This is a genomic window from Chryseobacterium carnipullorum, assembly GCF_003815695.1.
GTDB lineage: Bacteria > Bacteroidota > Bacteroidia > Flavobacteriales > Weeksellaceae > Chryseobacterium > Chryseobacterium carnipullorum.
In genome coordinates, this window is record NZ_CP033920.1 from 535480 (window position 1) to 551841 (window position 16362).

Annotated in this window: 20 protein-coding genes; 12 read left to right on the forward strand and 8 right to left on the reverse strand. The window is 36.8% G+C overall.

Annotated elements, in window-relative coordinates; all coding sequences use genetic code 11:
• The first annotated feature begins 91 nt into the window (after positions 1 to 91).
• The 3 genes from EG346_RS02535 to EG346_RS02545 are packed head-to-tail and all read left to right on the forward strand — an operon-like array spanning position 92 to position 1719.
• The gene (locus tag EG346_RS02535; RefSeq protein ID WP_123876906.1) at positions 92 to 568 is read left to right on the forward strand and encodes a SixA phosphatase family protein; all 477 of its coding nucleotides are present in this window, start codon (positions 92 to 94) and stop codon (positions 566 to 568) included.
• Positions 549 to 1433 carry an archaemetzincin gene (locus EG346_RS02540; RefSeq protein WP_123876907.1) on the forward strand — a complete coding sequence of 295 codons (885 nt, stop codon included), beginning with the start codon at positions 549 to 551 and terminating at the stop codon, positions 1431 to 1433. Before EG346_RS02535 ends, EG346_RS02540 begins: the two co-directional genes overlap by 20 nt.
• 25 nt (positions 1434 to 1458) lie before the next feature.
• Positions 1459 to 1719 carry a T9SS type A sorting domain-containing protein gene (locus EG346_RS02545; protein ID WP_123876908.1) on the forward strand — a complete coding sequence of 87 codons (261 nt, stop codon included), beginning with the start codon at positions 1459 to 1461 and terminating at the stop codon, positions 1717 to 1719.
• Between the two features lie 79 nt (positions 1720 to 1798).
• Here the strand turns inward: EG346_RS02545 and EG346_RS02550 are convergent, their stop codons facing one another.
• Positions 1799 to 3349, reverse strand: a complete 1551-nt coding sequence (locus tag EG346_RS02550) for a serine hydrolase (protein ID WP_123876909.1) — start codon at positions 3347 to 3349, stop codon at positions 1799 to 1801.
• 135 nt (positions 3350 to 3484) lie between these two features.
• On the opposite strand from EG346_RS02550, the gene EG346_RS02555 reads away from it, so the two are divergent.
• The 4 genes from EG346_RS02555 to EG346_RS02570 all read left to right on the forward strand — a co-directional run bounded on the left by EG346_RS02555 (position 3485) and on the right by EG346_RS02570 (position 5899).
• On the forward strand, positions 3485 to 3982 hold the full coding sequence (locus EG346_RS02555; RefSeq protein WP_123876910.1) for a metallophosphoesterase family protein: 498 nt from the start codon (positions 3485 to 3487) through the stop codon (positions 3980 to 3982).
• Between the two features lie 31 nt (positions 3983 to 4013).
• On the forward strand, positions 4014 to 4508 hold the full coding sequence (locus EG346_RS02560) for a DUF8465 domain-containing protein (RefSeq protein ID WP_073332006.1): 495 nt from the start codon (positions 4014 to 4016) through the stop codon (positions 4506 to 4508).
• Between the two features lie 18 nt (positions 4509 to 4526).
• Entirely contained in the window at positions 4527 to 5243 is a 717-nt protein-coding gene (locus EG346_RS02565; protein WP_073332008.1) for a DUF3822 family protein, read from the forward strand.
• 83 nt (positions 5244 to 5326) lie between these two features.
• On the forward strand, positions 5327 to 5899 hold the full coding sequence (locus EG346_RS02570) for an RsmD family RNA methyltransferase (RefSeq protein ID WP_073332011.1): 573 nt from the start codon (positions 5327 to 5329) through the stop codon (positions 5897 to 5899).
• Here the strand turns inward: EG346_RS02570 and EG346_RS02575 are convergent.
• The gene (locus EG346_RS02575) at positions 5896 to 6246 is read right to left on the reverse strand and encodes a winged helix-turn-helix transcriptional regulator (RefSeq protein ID WP_073332015.1); all 351 of its coding nucleotides are present in this window, start codon (positions 6244 to 6246) and stop codon (positions 5896 to 5898) included. The genes EG346_RS02570 and EG346_RS02575 overlap by 4 nt on opposite strands.
• An 85-nt stretch (positions 6247 to 6331) precedes the next feature.
• Between EG346_RS02575 and EG346_RS02580 the strand changes: the two genes are divergently transcribed.
• A complete protein-coding gene (locus EG346_RS02580) occupies positions 6332 to 6931 on the forward strand; it encodes a nitroreductase family protein (RefSeq protein ID WP_073332018.1) in 600 nt (199 codons plus the stop codon).
• A 56-nt stretch (positions 6932 to 6987) separates the two neighbouring features.
• Here EG346_RS02580 and murI read toward each other — a convergent pair whose 3' ends face one another.
• From murI to EG346_RS02610, 6 genes are all read right to left on the reverse strand, one after another.
• Positions 6988 to 7818 (reverse strand): glutamate racemase, encoded by an 831-nt coding sequence (murI, locus tag EG346_RS02585; RefSeq protein WP_073332022.1) that lies wholly within the window; start codon positions 7816 to 7818, stop codon positions 6988 to 6990.
• Positions 7819 to 7860: 42 nt separating this feature from the next.
• A complete protein-coding gene (locus EG346_RS02590; RefSeq protein WP_123876911.1) occupies positions 7861 to 9450 on the reverse strand; it encodes a DUF4139 domain-containing protein in 1590 nt (529 codons plus the stop codon).
• A 51-nt stretch (positions 9451 to 9501) separates the two neighbouring features.
• A complete protein-coding gene (hemW, locus tag EG346_RS02595) occupies positions 9502 to 10626 on the reverse strand; it encodes a radical SAM family heme chaperone HemW (protein WP_123876912.1) in 1125 nt (374 codons plus the stop codon).
• A gap of 51 nt (positions 10627 to 10677) precedes the next feature.
• The gene (locus EG346_RS02600; protein WP_073332030.1) at positions 10678 to 11628 is read right to left on the reverse strand and encodes a PorP/SprF family type IX secretion system membrane protein; all 951 of its coding nucleotides are present in this window, start codon (positions 11626 to 11628) and stop codon (positions 10678 to 10680) included.
• Positions 11629 to 11679: 51 nt separating this feature from the next.
• Complete coding sequence (locus EG346_RS02605; protein ID WP_181876108.1) at positions 11680 to 12753, reverse strand: RluA family pseudouridine synthase; 1074 nt, start codon at positions 12751 to 12753, stop codon at positions 11680 to 11682.
• A gap of 72 nt (positions 12754 to 12825) precedes the next feature.
• Complete coding sequence (locus tag EG346_RS02610; RefSeq protein WP_123876913.1) at positions 12826 to 13923, reverse strand: PASTA domain-containing protein; 1098 nt, start codon at positions 13921 to 13923, stop codon at positions 12826 to 12828.
• Between the two features lie 155 nt (positions 13924 to 14078).
• Between EG346_RS02610 and EG346_RS02615 the strand changes: the two genes are divergently transcribed.
• The 4 genes from EG346_RS02615 (at position 14079) to EG346_RS02630 (ending at position 16343) form a co-directional block, all read left to right on the forward strand.
• Entirely contained in the window at positions 14079 to 15062 is a 984-nt protein-coding gene (locus EG346_RS02615; protein ID WP_123876914.1) for a D-alanine--D-alanine ligase, read from the forward strand.
• Positions 15062 to 15517 (forward strand): hypothetical protein, encoded by a 456-nt coding sequence (locus tag EG346_RS02620; protein ID WP_123876915.1) that lies wholly within the window; start codon positions 15062 to 15064, stop codon positions 15515 to 15517. The genes EG346_RS02615 and EG346_RS02620 overlap by 1 nt, the downstream gene beginning before the upstream one ends.
• A 3-nt stretch (positions 15518 to 15520) precedes the next feature.
• Positions 15521 to 15985, forward strand: a complete 465-nt coding sequence (coaD, locus tag EG346_RS02625) for a pantetheine-phosphate adenylyltransferase (protein WP_073332040.1) — start codon at positions 15521 to 15523, stop codon at positions 15983 to 15985.
• Positions 15986 to 16103: 118 nt separating this feature from the next.
• The gene (locus EG346_RS02630; RefSeq protein WP_262511666.1) at positions 16104 to 16343 is read left to right on the forward strand and encodes a four helix bundle protein; all 240 of its coding nucleotides are present in this window, start codon (positions 16104 to 16106) and stop codon (positions 16341 to 16343) included.
• Positions 16344 to 16362: the final 19 nt, after the last annotated feature.

A 16362-nucleotide genomic window follows, 5' to 3' on the forward strand; every position in this document is an offset into this window, starting at 1 on the left:
AATGATTTTATTCATAACGCAGTTTTTTTATAAAAATCATGTTTTATTCCATTATTTTTTTTATAATTTTAATCTTCCAAAAAACGAAAATATGAAGAAACTCATCCTCGTAAGACATGCGAAAAGCGACTGGCCGGAAGAAACGGAGGATTTCGACAGACCGTTGGCAGACAAAGGATTAAAAGATGCGATGAACATGTCCAGATTCATGAAAAGCAATAATATTTCCATTGATCATTTTGTTTCCAGCCCGGCGGTCCGTGCACTGAATACGTGCAAAATTTTTAACCAGACCTATCAACTAAACGTCTCTACGGAAGATAAGCTTTATAATCCCTCCGAAAGAAATTTTGAATCGGTGATCTACGACCTGGATGACAGCGTGGGTTCTGTAGCCCTTTTCTCTCATAACAACGGAATTTCCAATTTTGCGAATTCTATCTCTGAAGATATTTTTCATTTCCCGACCTGCGGAGTTGCCGGTTTTGAGATCGACTGCAATTCGTGGTCTGAATTTGACGGTGCCAAAAAGAAACTCCTGTTCTTTTATGAGCCCGGTAAAATATAATTTTATCTTTTTGTATCTGATTCCTCTCCTACTCTTTTTTTCATGTCAAAAAAAGGAGAAAACCTATATTGAAACTGTTGCGCTCAATGATGTTCAGCTCACCAAAGCCAAACCCGGTGACTGGAGATATTCCCGTGATGAGCCCTTTCAGACTTTTGAAGATTTTCAAAAGCTGGACAAAATAAAACCAGAACCTGGAAAAAACACGATTTACCTTCAACCCATAGGAGAATTCAATGAACTTCAGAAGAAAGAAATAGAACGTACCAGAGACTATTTGAGTACGTATTTTCAGCTCAGTACAAAAGTCCTTCCGGTTTTACCCAATACTATTTTCCCCAAAATGGCAAGGCGAATTTTTAAAGATGGTCAGGAGCAGATTTTGGCAGGTTATGTTCTGGAGAATATACTGATCAAAAGAAAGCCTAAAGATGGTGTTGTTTTAATGGGAATCACAGAAAAAGATCTTTTTCCGAGACCTGAATGGAATTACGTTTTCGGGCAGGCCTCTTACAAAGACGGGGTGGGCGTCACATCCATGTACAGGTTTTCTAACGGCAATCTTTCTGAATCCAATTTTAATGAAAGTCTTGAGAGGCTGATCAAGATAAGCTCACATGAAATCGGGCATATGTTCGGAATCAGCCACTGCCTGAATGCAAACTGCGTGATGAACGGAACCAATTCGCTTTCTGAAACCGACTTTCATTTTGCCAGAGCCTGCTCACTCTGCCAGCAAAAATTGAATTCAACCCTTCGGTATGATCAAAAGAAACGCCTGACTGCTCTTAAGCATTTCTTTGAAAAACAACATTTAAATGCTGAGCTTTCCCGCACAGAGCAAGATCTTAATTTGTTAAAGTAGGTCACTTTTCCTCCACTCACGAATTTTGTCAGACCTTCATGAATTTTACTATTCAGTTTCAGATCAGAAAAAGTATGAACGTAAAACATCGGTTTATCCTGATCCTGTAAAAGAAGCACTGACGATTCAAAATGCACCTTCAAAGGAGTATAAAATTTTCAGCATGGTAGGAAATCTTAGCCTTTCAGGTTCATTGGAAAGAGATTCAATTCATGTAAGCGGATTGACAAAAAGAGTCTACATTATTCAAATCGGAGATGTTATTAAGAAGTTCATTAAAGATTAATCACTTCTGTCATCCAAAAAGCAAAAGAGCTCCATGGAATACCGGAGCTCTTTTCTATTGAATATTATTAATTTCTTTATTAGCTCTTCACCTTTCTCAGATCCAAGTCGTCAAAATCAAAACTAAAATCTGTAATGTCAGAGATAGGTTTTAATTGGGCAGATTCTGCTTTTCCGGTTTCATCATAATTAAAAATAATATAGGCATCGGCATCATAACTTCTGTCGTCCCATTTAATAATAAATGAATTATTGGAATAAGGAAGCAACTCTCCTTTCAGTCTTGGTGAATTTTTGCAGGAGATCCTGTAGGTACTTCCCTGCTGGGCAATTTCTACATCACCAAACCATTGGTCATGATACTTCCCTACAAATTGTTCTGCTTTCGGCTGAATATTTTTCTCCTTTTTAAAAGCTTCAGATTTTGCAAAAGCTTCTTTTTTCTGTTGGTCATATTCGGCATTTACTTTTGACATTCTTTCGCCATATGTTTTCAGCCAGTTTCTGTCTGCTACTCCCAGATAAGAATCTTTGACGGTGTTCGTAATGGTATTGAACGCTGCTCCGGACTGCTGGTTGGTAAGGACTACAATTCCTAATTTCATATCCGGAATCAGGGTAAACTGAGTAACGGTACCAATCAGTCCTCCGGTATGCTGAATTTGCTTGTGTCCTTTTACATCACTCAGAAACCAACCTAATCCGTAACCATAAAAACTTGTATCATAAGGGTTTTTCATAGCGACTCTATCTGGAATCTGTAAGCTCCATAATTGTTGTACATTTCGATCTGACACCAGCTTTTTACCGTCTTTCGTCGTGAAATTATTTAAAAGAAATTCAGCCCAAACAGTCATGTCTTTAATATTACTCATAATTCCTCCTGCTGCATTACCTGTTTCGTTCCAGTCGTGAGGAACCGCAATGGCTTTACCATCTACAGGAGCATGGGCATCAATCTTGTTGGATACCGCTTTGGCTCTACTGTAGCTTCCAAAGCTTGAATTCATCCCCACAGGCTTCATAATTCTCTGCTCAATAAATTCTGCCCAGCTCAGTCCGGAAATTCTGTGGATTACTTCTCCGGCTACAATGAACATTACATTATTGTAGTCTAAGGTCGTTCTGAAAGGATTTTCAGGCTTCAGATATCTCACATTGTGTACAATATCATTAACTGTAAGACCTCCGCCTTCAGGGAAAAACATCAGATCCCCCTGTCCTAAACCTAATCCTGCTCTGTGCGTGATAAGATCTTTGATGGTCACATTTTGAGAAACGTACGGATCGTACATCTGAAATTCAGGAATATATTTTGAAACTTTATCGTCCCAGTTCAGCTTTCCTTCATCAGCTAAAATAGCCAAAGCGGTACATGTAAAACCTTTTGAGTTTGAAGCAATTCCCACCAATGTATTATCATCCATCGGCTGTTTTGTGGTTAAAGAACGTTGTCCGAAACCTTTGGAATAGATCACTTTTCCATCTTTTATGATCCCGACTGACATACCCGGTACGTCAAATGTTTTTAAAGTATTCTGGATCAAATCATCCAATTTTTTCTCTTCAACCTGAGCATTGAAGAGCCCTACTGCGGCAAGAAAAAGTAAAAAAGAAAATTTCTGCTTCATTTTTTATAATTTTCTCAAATTTAATAAATATTAGGGGATGCCGGTCTCCGTTCTACAACTTTGTTTATTTAAAAGAAAACTAAAACTTAATAAAAAATAAATCTTTCCTAACTTTGCAAAAATTTTCAGAGCTTCATGACAAAAATCCTTCTTCTTTCCGATTCCCATTCTTATATAGATGACCGCATTTTAGAATATGCGTCGCAAGCTGATGAAATATGGCATTGCGGAGATTTCGGAAGTATTGAGGTGATTGAAGAACTGGAAAAAATAAAACCGTTAAAAGGCGTTTACGGAAATATAGACAACGCCAAAATCAGGGCTGAGTTTCCTGAGGTAAACCGTTTTTTCTGTGAAGATCTGGAAGTTTTGATGATTCATATTGGTGGATATCCCGGAAAATATACCCCAATCACCAACAAAGAGATTTCTGAAAAGGCACCCAAACTATTTATTTCAGGACATTCTCATATTCTGAAGGCTATGTTTGACAAAAAAAATAATCTTCTGCATCTGAATCCGGGCGCTTGCGGTAAGCAGGGATGGCATACAATGAGAACCATGATGCGTTTCGTGGTGGAAGGAGAAGAGATCAAGGATCTTGAGATCATTGAACTGGGGCCGAAAAGTTAATTTTGAAAACAATAAAAGAAACAGCAAGTACATGAAAATCGGAGACAAAGTTTCTGTAGTAGATGAGGATTTAAGCGGAGTCATTACTTCTGTGAAAGGCAATATTGTTGTTTTCAAAGATGAGTATGGGTTTACGCATCAGTACCCGAAAGAGAAGCTGGTTCCTAAAGATGCTGATCTTTATGAAAATATTCGGATCATTAAAAAAGCGGAACCCCAAAAAGTGGTTTCCAAAAAGCACCAGAAAAATCACATGGTCCTGGATCTGCATTTTCATCATCTGGTTAAAAACCCAAGCGATTATGACAGTTTCGAAAGACTCTTTATGCAAAAGGCAAAACTGATGGAAGTTCTGAACTTCTGCAGAAAACATCATTTGAAAAGGCTGGAGATCGTTCACGGGATTGGTGACGGAATATTGCAGAGGATGGTTATGGATGTTTTGGAAAGCCAGTCAGATATCGATTTTTACAATAAAGAAATACTTCATCATCAATCAGGTGCCGTTATGATAGAATTTCACTAAATTTGCCTCAATTGAAATATGAACGTACTTAATTTACTTTTTACCAAAGACGGATTAATCTACCAGATCGCAAAAAACAAAAGCATTCTGGAGGAAAAGTCTTATTTCGTTACCGAAGAAACACCAGAAAATTTAATTGAGGATAAACTTGATGAAATTTTACTGAAACAAAGGTTTGAAGAGATCCATGTGATTTCTGCGCTGAATCATTTTACGCTGATGCCTGAAGGATTTTCAGAACATGATGCAGGATTTGAACTGATTGCTTTTAATGCTCCAGCAGACAGAGAAAAAGAAGAACTCATGCTTTCTGTCAACAAAAGATTCGGTGTACAGTTTTATTACACGTTCCCTAAAAACTTTTATAAGAAAATAAAAGAACTGGCCGTTCCCGTTCATTTTAATTTTTCTGGAGAAAAGTTTTTAAATTCTATTAATAATAAAAACAATAAAGAAATCCATATCAATCTTTATCATAACCAGTGTGAGTTTTTTGCCATTGATAACAAGAAGGTGATTTTATATAACAACCTGGATGTGAATTCTGAAGTAGATTTCCTTTATTTCGTAATGTTTACGTTAAGCAAAATAGGTTTCGGAATTAATGAAACCAGCTTTTATGCTTATGGTGAAACGACAGAAAATGAAACTTTTATTTCTGAGCTTCAGAAATTCGTTAAAAATATGAGGATTGTCTTTGACAACATTCCCAATAAGAATTTTATACTTAATTAGGTTACGGGCTGCAGGTAGCAGGAATAAGTTTCCAATTGCAACTACCTGCCGCCTGTGATCTGCGATCTAACAACTAAATAAATATGTTCAGAATAATCTCAGGCAAGTGGAAAGCAAAAAAAATAGCCGCTCCTAAAAACTTTGATGTAAGACCTACTACAGATTTTGCCAAGGAAGCGCTATTCAGCATCCTGGAAAACAAATATGATATGCAGTCGATTTCGGTACTTGACCTTTTTGCGGGCATCGGTTCTATCACCTTTGAATTTGCTTCCAGAGGATGTCAGGATGTCACTTCAGTTGAACTGAACCCCAAACACACAAGCTTCATCAATGCTACAGCTTCAGATTTGGATATGTCACAACAGATCAGTGTTCAGAGAGGCGATGTTTTTGACTGGCTTAAAAAATTCAGAAACAATAAAAGTTTTGAGATTGTATTTTCTGATGCTCCTTTCGAAATGGAGGAGAAGAAATATTATGAGTTGCTGTCTTTAGTTCTGAACAATAAATATCTTAAACAGAACGGCGTTCTGATTATAGAACATCAGAGCAGAATGAAACTTGAGCACCCGAATTTAACAGACACCCGAAAATACGGAAATGTAAGTTTCAGTTTTTTCGAAGCGAATAAAGAAGATAATCAGGAAATTTAATTCCTGATTATTTTTTTTACGGAAAGATCCGGTGCAGCAATGCCCCAATTGGTAATCGCTTCCAGTACCGGCAGTAAAGTCTTTCCAAAATCGGTTAAGGTATATTCTACCATTAAAGGAGGTTTTTCTGTATAGACCTTTCTGTTGACGATATGATCTTCCTCAAGCTGTTTCAGCTGAAGGCTTAAGGTCCTTTCTGTAATCGTCGGAATTAGTTTTCTTAATTCGTTATATCTTTTAGCACCATCTATCAGGTGAAATAAAATAACTGCCTTCCACTTTCCTCCTATAAACTTCATCGTTACGCTGGTACAGCAAGGATATTCTTTGTTATCTATTGTATACATTTTATACTATCATTTTTTACCGTTATTGCAAAGGTAATAAACTTAAATTACTTTTGTAACTATAAAAATGATAGTACAATAATTTATGAACTTTTTACAACAAATGAAAAACAGGTATACTGTAAAAAAGTATAATCCTCAAGGCAAAATCAGTGCAGAACAGATTGCCGAACTGAAAGAAATCCTTAATTTAAGCCCATCTTCAATTAACAGCCAGCCATGGAATTTTATTTTCATTAATACTCCTGACATCAGAGAGCAACTGGCAGAAGCATCTTATTTTAATAAGGATAAAGTATTGGAAAGCAGCCATGTGATTGTATTCCAGGTCATGAAAAATCCGGAAGAATTTGAAAAACAGATCGAAGAAAATCTTCCTGAAGGTTCCGTTAATTATTACAGAACCATGGTAAAACCTAATGGTGACGCTGCGATCCGTTCATGGATGGGGCACCAGGTATATCTTTCGCTGGGTGTTCTTCTTTCTGCTTGTGCTGCAATGGGAATTGACTCTACTCCCATGGAAGGAATTGAAACTGATAAATATGATGCAATTCTGAAAAACGATTCTTACGAAACACTTTTCGCCGTTGCGATCGGAAAAAGAGCTGACAACGACAGTAACCATCCGGAAGTCACTCCCAAAAGAAGACTGAAAAGTGAAATGGTGATTTTAGAGTCTTAATAGCTCTGTTCTTTAGCCATAAAATAAAAGCTGTTTCTCTGGAAACAGCTTTTGTATTATAATACTTTCAATTCTAAATCGATGGTCTTTCCAAAGAATTTTTTAGAGATCTTTTCAAAGTTTTTCGTCAGATCCGAAAGATAAAAATGATAATTGGGTTTTGGATTATTATCATTCAGAAGATGATATTTATCCAGAATGATCTTCAGGTGATTGGCCACAATGTTGGGGGAATCAATCACGCGGACCCTGTTACCATAATACTGCTTAATTTCATCAATCAATAAAGGGTAATGAGTACATCCCAGGATCAGGGTTTCAATGTTTTTCAGCTTGTTATTGCTTAGATAATTATAAATGATAGCATGCGTGATCGGATGGTTCTTGAACCCTTCTTCAATAGCAGGAACCAATAGCGGAGTAGCAAGCTCATCTACTTTGATCCATTTATTCTGTTTCCTGATGCTTTTTTTATACAACCCTGAATTGACAGTTGCTTTCGTCGCAATCACCCCAACATTATTGTGAATTTCATAAGCTACTTTCTCAGCAACGGGATTAATAACATCGATAACCGGAACTTTTCCATCCACAGACTGCATGACTTCGTTCAAAGCATTAGCTGTGGCCGTATTGCAGGCAATAACAATAGCTTTGCAGTTTTGCTGAAGCAGAAAATTGGTTATCTTGGTGGAATATTCTATAATCGCATCTTTCGACTTTTCACCATAAGGAAGGTGCTTGGTATCACCGAAATAGATCAGATCTTCGTGTGGAAGGAGTCTTTTGATCTCTTTGGCTACGGTAAGTCCTCCCACCCCACTATCGAAAATACCGATAGGCTGGCTTGGTGAAAGATGTGAATAGTCTTGTTTTTTAGTTTTCAAGTGAGCTGAAATTTTATACAAAAATAGTGAATAATCGTCTATTTAATTAAGATTGCTGATTGAAAAATCTTTCGGGTATCTTACTTTATAGCTTACCCTGAATTTTTTTGTTTCAGATGATGAAATTTTAACGTTCCACAGTAAAAATCCTTTCTCTTTATCCAGGTCTGCGTTATCACTTTGAAGAAGTTCAATCTTTACAGATTCATCCTTACTCAAAGGAATCTGATCCCGGATCTCAATATTGATAGCCTCTTTTTTATTATTTCGGATAACAAGATCGTAAGTAATTGTTTTTTCCTGATAGGAAGAGAATAATTTTTCGCTTGCCTTATCATTTACCATTTCTTTACGGATACTAATCTTCTTGTCATCACCAAGGGTAATACTCATTTTATCATTTGTCTGATTGGGATTGATTCTTGTTTCACCTACATACATATTCTCAAAAATCACACTGGCAGCACCTGAAATCAGATTGTACCTGTTAAAATCTTTAATATCTGCGACCAAATAGGCCGTAGTATTGTATTTTGGAACAGTATAATATTTATATTCCGCCGGAAGTTTTATTTGTTTTAGGTTGATAAAATGATCTTCATTGTTTGATAGAATATCATAAGGAATATCAGTATCAAAACTTACATTTAACTGATTTTCATTGATTTTAACGCCATAGCCTACCATGACAACTTCCTCAATATTCTGCGATCGCATAGTATCTTTTTTGCTGGAATAACTATAGGTTTCTCTTTCTTCATTCTTGTAAGAATTCAAAAACCACGGATTCATAGTTGGAGCCTCATTATTTCTTGAAGATCTTGCATTGATCAGCGAAAGCTTTACTCCTTTCCAGTCAAGTCCGGTATCCTGCCTTACCTTTGCTTTAAAAGTCACATCTAAAGGCTCAGTCAATTTATTGCCTTTCACTTCATAAAACGGTTCCCAAAAAACATTCTCCGCCAAATACCCCAGATCCATTTTTGCATTTCCTCCCGCACCACTTACAATTCTCAAAACAAGAACGCCATCAGAAAAAGTTTCTTCAGCTTCTGTGTTGGCTTTCAGCCGACTTCTCAAAGTCTCAAGTTTCAGAATGGTTTGTGTATATTTTTTATTGATATCAAGCTGTGCTATGCTTATTTCGTTTCTTTTGGTCTTATAATATTCGGTAAGTTGCATCAGTTGGGCTACGGTGGAGGTATTGCTCCCCACCAACAGTCCCTGGTTTTTGTCTAACAGTTCCAATGTCTTTTCATTCGTCTGTCGCTCAATATTGATTTTCGTGCTGAGATTTTCTAAGATAGCAATGCTGTCTTTAATTCTTTTCCCATTAGGATTATTATTCTCAAAATAATTCGAATTGTAGCTGCTTCTGTATTGTGCAGAAAGGATAGAAATATCTTTATTATTTGTATTAATCTGTATCGATTTTTCCACAATCTCATCTGAAATATTAGTTATAACAACCTCTGACGTTCCTGAAGGAAGCGAAACGCTCACCGAATTCTGTAGTTCAGCAGAAGATCTGTACACATTCACAGCATTAACTTTTGCTTTTGTAAAAATCGGTTTTTGGGAAAAATAGAAAGCACTAAAAAAAAGAAAAAATAATAGTAAGTTTTTTCTCATGGTTGATCATTTTTTATTTAAAGTATACTTTCAAATATACATTAATAAACGTTATACCAAAAATAAATCAGAAGCAATTCCATCCGCCATGAACCAATGTTTTTCGGGAATTTTAAGATGATTATTTTCAATCACCAGAATGCCTTCTTCAATTTTCGATTGTATTTCATGCTGGAAATGCTCATGGGTCCGGACATCAAATTTACTCTTCAGACTTTCAATATCTACTCCCCAAATCGTTCGAAGACCGATCATAATCATTTCATTGAACTGATCATTTTGCGAAAGGATCTCTTCTTCTTTGGCAAGTATTCCGGTATGAAGTTTTTTAATATACTGCTGGTTGTTCGCAACATTCCAGCTTCTGACATCAAATCCGTTGTATGAATGGGCGGAAGGTCCTATTCCCAGATACTCTTTATATTTCCAATACGCAGAATTATGTCTTGAATAAAAGCCGGGTTTTGCAAAATTGGAGACTTCATAATGGTCAAATCCGTTGTCTTTCAGAAAATCCGAGAGATAATAGAATTCTTTATTCTGTTCTTCTTCAAGGGGACTGGCCACTTTACCTTTCGCGATCCAGCTTTCCAAAGCTGTTTTCGGTTCAACAGTCAATGCATAAGATGAAATATGAGGTACTTCCAGGGCAATGGTTTTGTTTAAATTCTCTTTCCAGATCTCCAGATTGGAGGTCGGCGAACCATAAATCAAGTCGATACTTAAGTTTTCGAACCCAAAATCCTGGGCTCTTTTGATGGAACCTTCTGCTTCGGAAGCATTATGGGCACGGTTCATCAATTTTAAATCCTCATTAAAAAAGCTCTGGGTACCAATCGACAGTCTGTTAACAGGAGATTTCGAAAGCTGTTGTAAGAAATTTTTGTCCAGATCATCAGGATTGGCTTCTAAAGTGACTTCAATATCACGGTCAAAACTGAAATACTTCATTACTTCATCGATCATTGAGGTGATTTCATCTGCCGAAAGTATGGAAGGAGTTCCTCCTCCAAAATATAGTGATTGTAAACTTTTGTTCTCTAATTCGTTTTTCCGGAGCCTGATTTCAGTCTTCATGGCACTGATCATTTCATCTTTAAAGTTCAAAGATGTAGAAAAGTGAAAATTACAATAGCTGCATTTTTGCTTGCAAAAGGGAATGTGAATGTATATCATAAAAAAAGCTCTGAAAATTTCAGAGCTCAAATTTATTTAAATTAAATCAGATTAATATCTATATCCTCTATGATTAATAAAGTTATCAAAGTTATACCCTAAGCTCAGCATAAAGCTGTTTCCACCATAAGTCTGGATATCAGACATTCCGATGTTATAAGTTGCTCCGATCATTAATTTATTAATTCTAACTTTAACTACCGGCGCCACCTGTAACTGCTGGCTGTCGAATCTGTTCTGTACCGTTCTGTAGCTTACACCGGCAGAGAATGAATTGATGTCATTAAAGAAAGTAGCCATTAGGTTATAGTCGATCATTCTTGTTGAATTGGTATTCAGGTTGATCAACGCTGATGGCGTTACAAAGATATTGTCAGCAAAATGCCAGTCATATCCTAAGTTTAAGAAGAATTTAATTGGTGAAGGCTCGATTCCGTTAACGATTGCCTTGTCATTACTTAGCGCAATATCGTTTACAGAAACCCCTGCAAAAATGTTTCTATACGTTGCAGCAGCACCAAAGTTGGCATAAGCCATAAAAATATTCCCTTCCTTTCCGATCAATAAAGGATCGTAACCATCTTCAACATTCACTGAAGTATAGTCAAAGTTCATATTATAAAATGAAACACTAGTACCGAAAGAGAATTGGTCTTTTCTTTCTCCTTCACTGCTTAGTGGAATAAAGTATGAAGCTCCCGCTGTAATACCGCCTGCAGAAATAGGTCCATTACTGTCTCTAAAAATAGAGAGCCCTGCTCCTACTCTGTCGAAGATGTTCCCGTTAATTCCTATAGACTGCGTATTTGGAGAATCGCTAAACTTGTCAAATTGTTTGTGGTAATTAGCATTAAGCTGTACGTAATCTGTCTTACCGTACTGAGCTGGGTTGAACAGGAATTCACCATCCAAAAGATATTGCTGATAGTATGGTAGTGATTCTTGTGCTTTGTATGCATTTGACAAAAGAGCTAAACATACGATAGCATATAGTTTTCTCATAACAAATCTTGATTTCAATTCAACAAATATAAAAAAATTCTCAATATATTTTTAGTTTTCTAAATAATTTCTCCATTTTTTTACGGCATCCGCCATATCTTCCGGCATTGGGCTCTCAAAATATAATTCCTTTTTTGTGGTTGGGTGTATAAACCCTAAAGTATGCGCATGAAGTGCATGTCTGGGAAGAATTTCAAAAACATTTTTTATAAACTGCTTATACTTAGGCAGATTCACTCCTCTGAGAGGGGTATGTCCTTCGTATCTTTCATCGTTAAACAAAGTATGGCCGATATGTTTGAAATGGGCCCTGATCTGGTGCGTTCTTCCTGTTTCAAGTTTACATTCCACCCACGTCATATATTTGAAGCGTTCCAGCACCTTGTAGTGTGTAACAGCATGCTTCCCGTGGCTTCCGTCCTCATAAACGGACATCTGCATTCTATTCTTCGGATGCCTTCCTATATGCCCTTTAATAGTACCTTCGTCTTCTGAAGGATTTCCCCAGACAAAAGCCCAGTACAATCTTTTGGTGGTTCTGTTAAAAAACTGCTTCGCTAAAAAGCTCAGTGCATATTCATTTTTTGCGACCACCAGGAGTCCGGAAGTATCCTTATCAATTCTGTGCACAAGACCTACCCTGTCCAGATCAGATTTCTGGCCATTCTTTTCAAAATGGAAAGCCAATGCATTCACCAATGTTTTATCCCAGTTTCCGTGGCCGGGATGTACAACCATTCCGGGTTCTTTATCCACCACTACCAAATCATCATCTTCATAAATGATATTCACAGGGATATCCTGAGGAATGATCACATTCTCTCTCGGCGGATGGGTAAGAAGCACAGAGATCTGGTCTCCCGGTTTTACACGGTAATTCTGTTTTACCGGAGCTCCGTTTACGATCACGTTCCCCGCCCTGCAGGTTTGCGAAATTTTATTCCGTGAAGAGTTTTGTCTGTATATTAATAGGAACTTATCGATTCTTAACGGCTCCTGTTTTTTATCAACTTTGATGTTAAGATGCTCGTACAAACCTTTATTTTCCTCATCAATATCGATATTCTCCATACTGTCGGAATCTAATAATTCTTCATCTAAAAAATCCTCGTTATCTTCTGCCATTATTTTATTTTTTTACGCAAAAGGCCCCAACATTTTGCAGTTGAAGCCTATATTTTATATCATAAACCGTTATTATTCTACTACTACTTTTTTAGCTTTTGGTTTTTGAGCTGGCTGTTGTGCTGTATTTCCAGAAGTCGCCGTCTTATTTCCTGAACCCTGACTACCTGTTGCAGTAGTTTTAGGTTTTTCAGCTCCGGTTCCGGCAGGTTTAGCCCCAGCAGCTGTACTGGTTTTGGCCGGTTCCGTTTTGGCCGGTTCAGATTTTGGAATTTCTTTTTTAGGTACAGGTGCTGCTACAGGTGGATCGTAATTGGGTTCCACATGGTTGGGAACTTCATCATAATGTACCGGAGGCAATGAAGTATCCACCTTCATACGATAAATAGAGTTCAGCTGTTCTACTTTTGCTCTAAGCTCAGCAGGTGTTCTTTTACTTGCCCAAAGATCGATCTGCATTCCCTGATCTCTTACATCTCCGGAAGCCGGATCCTGATAATAAATAATATCAGATTCATCTTTACTTCCATCTTCATGTTCTACCAATCCTATCTCAAACATACTTTTCGAGATCACTGCCCTTGCTTCTTTTACGGTAAGTCCTACGACACTAGGAATTGAAATATTCCTCATAGGTCCTGATCCTACAACCACATCAATGACAGAGAATCTCGGAAGACGTGATCCCGGATTAACAGCATTACCTTTATATAATACTCTTAAAAGAGCATCTTTCTGAATACTTGGTTCATAAATAGTGTCTCCGATCTTAAGGCCCACCTGATCCAGTCTCTGGAAAGCCAGCCCCGAATATCGGTTGATCACATCAGGAACAGTAATAGGAGCCCAGGTTCTTGGGTTGACTACAATTCTTACCAGCGATCCCGGTTTTACCCTCGAACTGGATATAGGATGCATCTTTAAAACCTGAAAAGGCTTATATTTAGGATTGTACTCCGCACTGTCTACTTCATATTCCAGTCCTGTATCTTCCAATATTTTTACGGCATCATAAACAGATTTATTGATGACATTGGGCACGGGAATTTCCTGACCGTGATTGGTATGATACTCCAACCAACGGAAAGTAAGCCACACCAATCCCACAAAAACACCGATGGCGACTACTAAATTCAGTAAAACTTTCCAATTGAAAAGTGATTTAAGCATACTTAAAAATACTTTAATTATAACGGCAAATATAGCTAATAATTTTAAATGTACTTTTATTTAACACAATTCATTTTCAATTTTAAAATTTCTGAATTTCCCTTATTGCATTACATAAAATGATTAAATTTGCTTTAATTGATACTATAATGGTTATGAGCAAAAAAAGTGTTGCCGTTGTCATGGGAGGCTATTCAGACGAATATGTCGTTTCCTTAAAAAGCGGTCAGTTGATCTACGATTCTCTGGACAGAAATCTTTATAATGTATATAAAGTGGTCATCCTTAAAGATGAATGGTATTTTTTAGGGGATAATGATAAAAAATATGAAATCAACCGCGGAGATTTTTCAGTGACATTAGATGATAATGAAACCCTGAAATTTGATGTCTGTTTCAATATTATCCACGGAACACCGGGTGAAAATGGAATTCTTCAGGCCTATTGGGATGCCATAGGACAAAAATATACAGGTTGTGATTTCTATCAAAGTGCTTTGACCTTTAATAAAAAAGACACCTTGGCGGTGTTGTCAAAATATGGAATTCCTTCTGCTAAAAGTATTTATCTAAGAAAAGGAGAAGAGATTAATGCTGATGAAATCGTTGAAAGTCTTGGCCTTCCGGTCTTCGTTAAACCCAACCAGTCAGGATCCTCTCTTGGGATTTCTAAAGTTAAAGAGCAGTCGGAACTGATCGCGGCTACTGAAATTGCCTTTAAAGAAGATGATGAAATTCTTATTGAGAGCTTTCTGGACGGAATGGAAGTTTCCGTAGGTGTTATTGATTTCAAAGGTGAAACCCTGGTTTTAGGGATTACTGAAATTGTCCCTACGAATGAATTCTTCGATTATGAAGCTAAATATGAAGGAGCATCAGAAGAAATTACCCCGGCAAGAATTGACGATGCCACCAGAATCAGAGTGGAAGAAATTTCAAAAAGAGCTTACAATTCTCTTGGAATGAGCGGTTTCTCAAGAAGTGAATTTATCCTTATGGACGGCATTCCTTATATGCTTGAAATGAATACCAATCCAGGATTCTCCCCTGCCAGCATTCTTCCGCAACAGGCAAGACATTATGGAATCTCCATCATGGATCTGTGTGGAAACGAAGTAGAAAAAGCAATTCATAAGTAATGGTAAAGTTATTTTCTATTTTATTATTAATTCCTCTTGTTACATTTGCTCAGAAGTATACAAAAACACTTGAGTTAGATATTTCCAAGAGCGGGCTGGAGCCTAAGAATATCAATTTTTCTGATGACGCCATCTACTTGGATGAAAAAAAATGCTTTAACTATATCAAAAAAAGAGATGTAGTTATAAACAATGAAAAGGTTCCCAACTATTTTGAGATTCTTTCTTTGGATAACACTATATTATTTTCCGGAATTGTAAAAAAAAATGAAAGCGGAAATTTTGAAGGCATCATTAATTTGCATCCTATTGAAAAGCTTTATAAAAATTCAAAAATAATAGGAAGAAATGACTTAATATTAAATCTTTCTTCCAATCAGGTTCTAAATAATAACTGCAGCTTAAATATTGAAAATTTAAAGCTGTTCTACGAAAAATCAAACGAAAACAACTAGGATATGAAAATTGCTGTTTTCCCCGGATCTTTTGATCCTATTACTCTGGGACATTATGATATTATTGAAAGAGCGGCTCCGCTTTTTGACAAACTGATTATTGCCATCGGGCAGAATTCCCAAAAAAAATATATGTTTCCGATGGAAAAAAGGATGGAATTTATTCAAAATTCTGTGGCAGAATTTCCCAATGTGGAAGTTGACTTTTTTGAAGGGTTAACGGTAGACTACTGTTTCGAAAAGAATGCTCAGTACATTCTGAGAGGCTTAAGAAACCCTGCCGATTTTGAATTTGAGAAAGCCATTGCTCATACCAACCGGACTTTGGCCCACAAAAAGCTGGAAACTGTATTTTTATTAACTTCATCAGGAAAATCTTTCATCAGCAGCAGCATTGTAAGAGAGATCATCAACCATGACGGAGAATATGAACTGCTGGTTCCAGACTCTGTTAGGGTAAAAAAATAAGTAATGAGTAATAGGTAATGAGTAATTTGGGAAAGAACTAAAAACTTTTCCATTCTTTTGATTAAATCTCTCATCATTACCTTATTCAGATGATGTTTCGGTCATAAGAAAGCAAATCATAAGATCTTCCACTTCAGTGGCAGCAAATTACAGAGCTGTTTCAAGAGCAAGATCTGAAAAGGAAAAATTTGCGAAACTCTGCATTGTTGTAGAAGAAATTGATGAGACTCAACTTTGGCTTGAAATCATTGAAGAACTGGAATATCTAAGTCCTGAAAAAATAATACATTTAAAATCAGAATGTGAAGAACTTGTAGAGGTTATGACTAAATATAAATTTAGATTATCCCAACTTTAAATGGCCTAATTTTTATTAC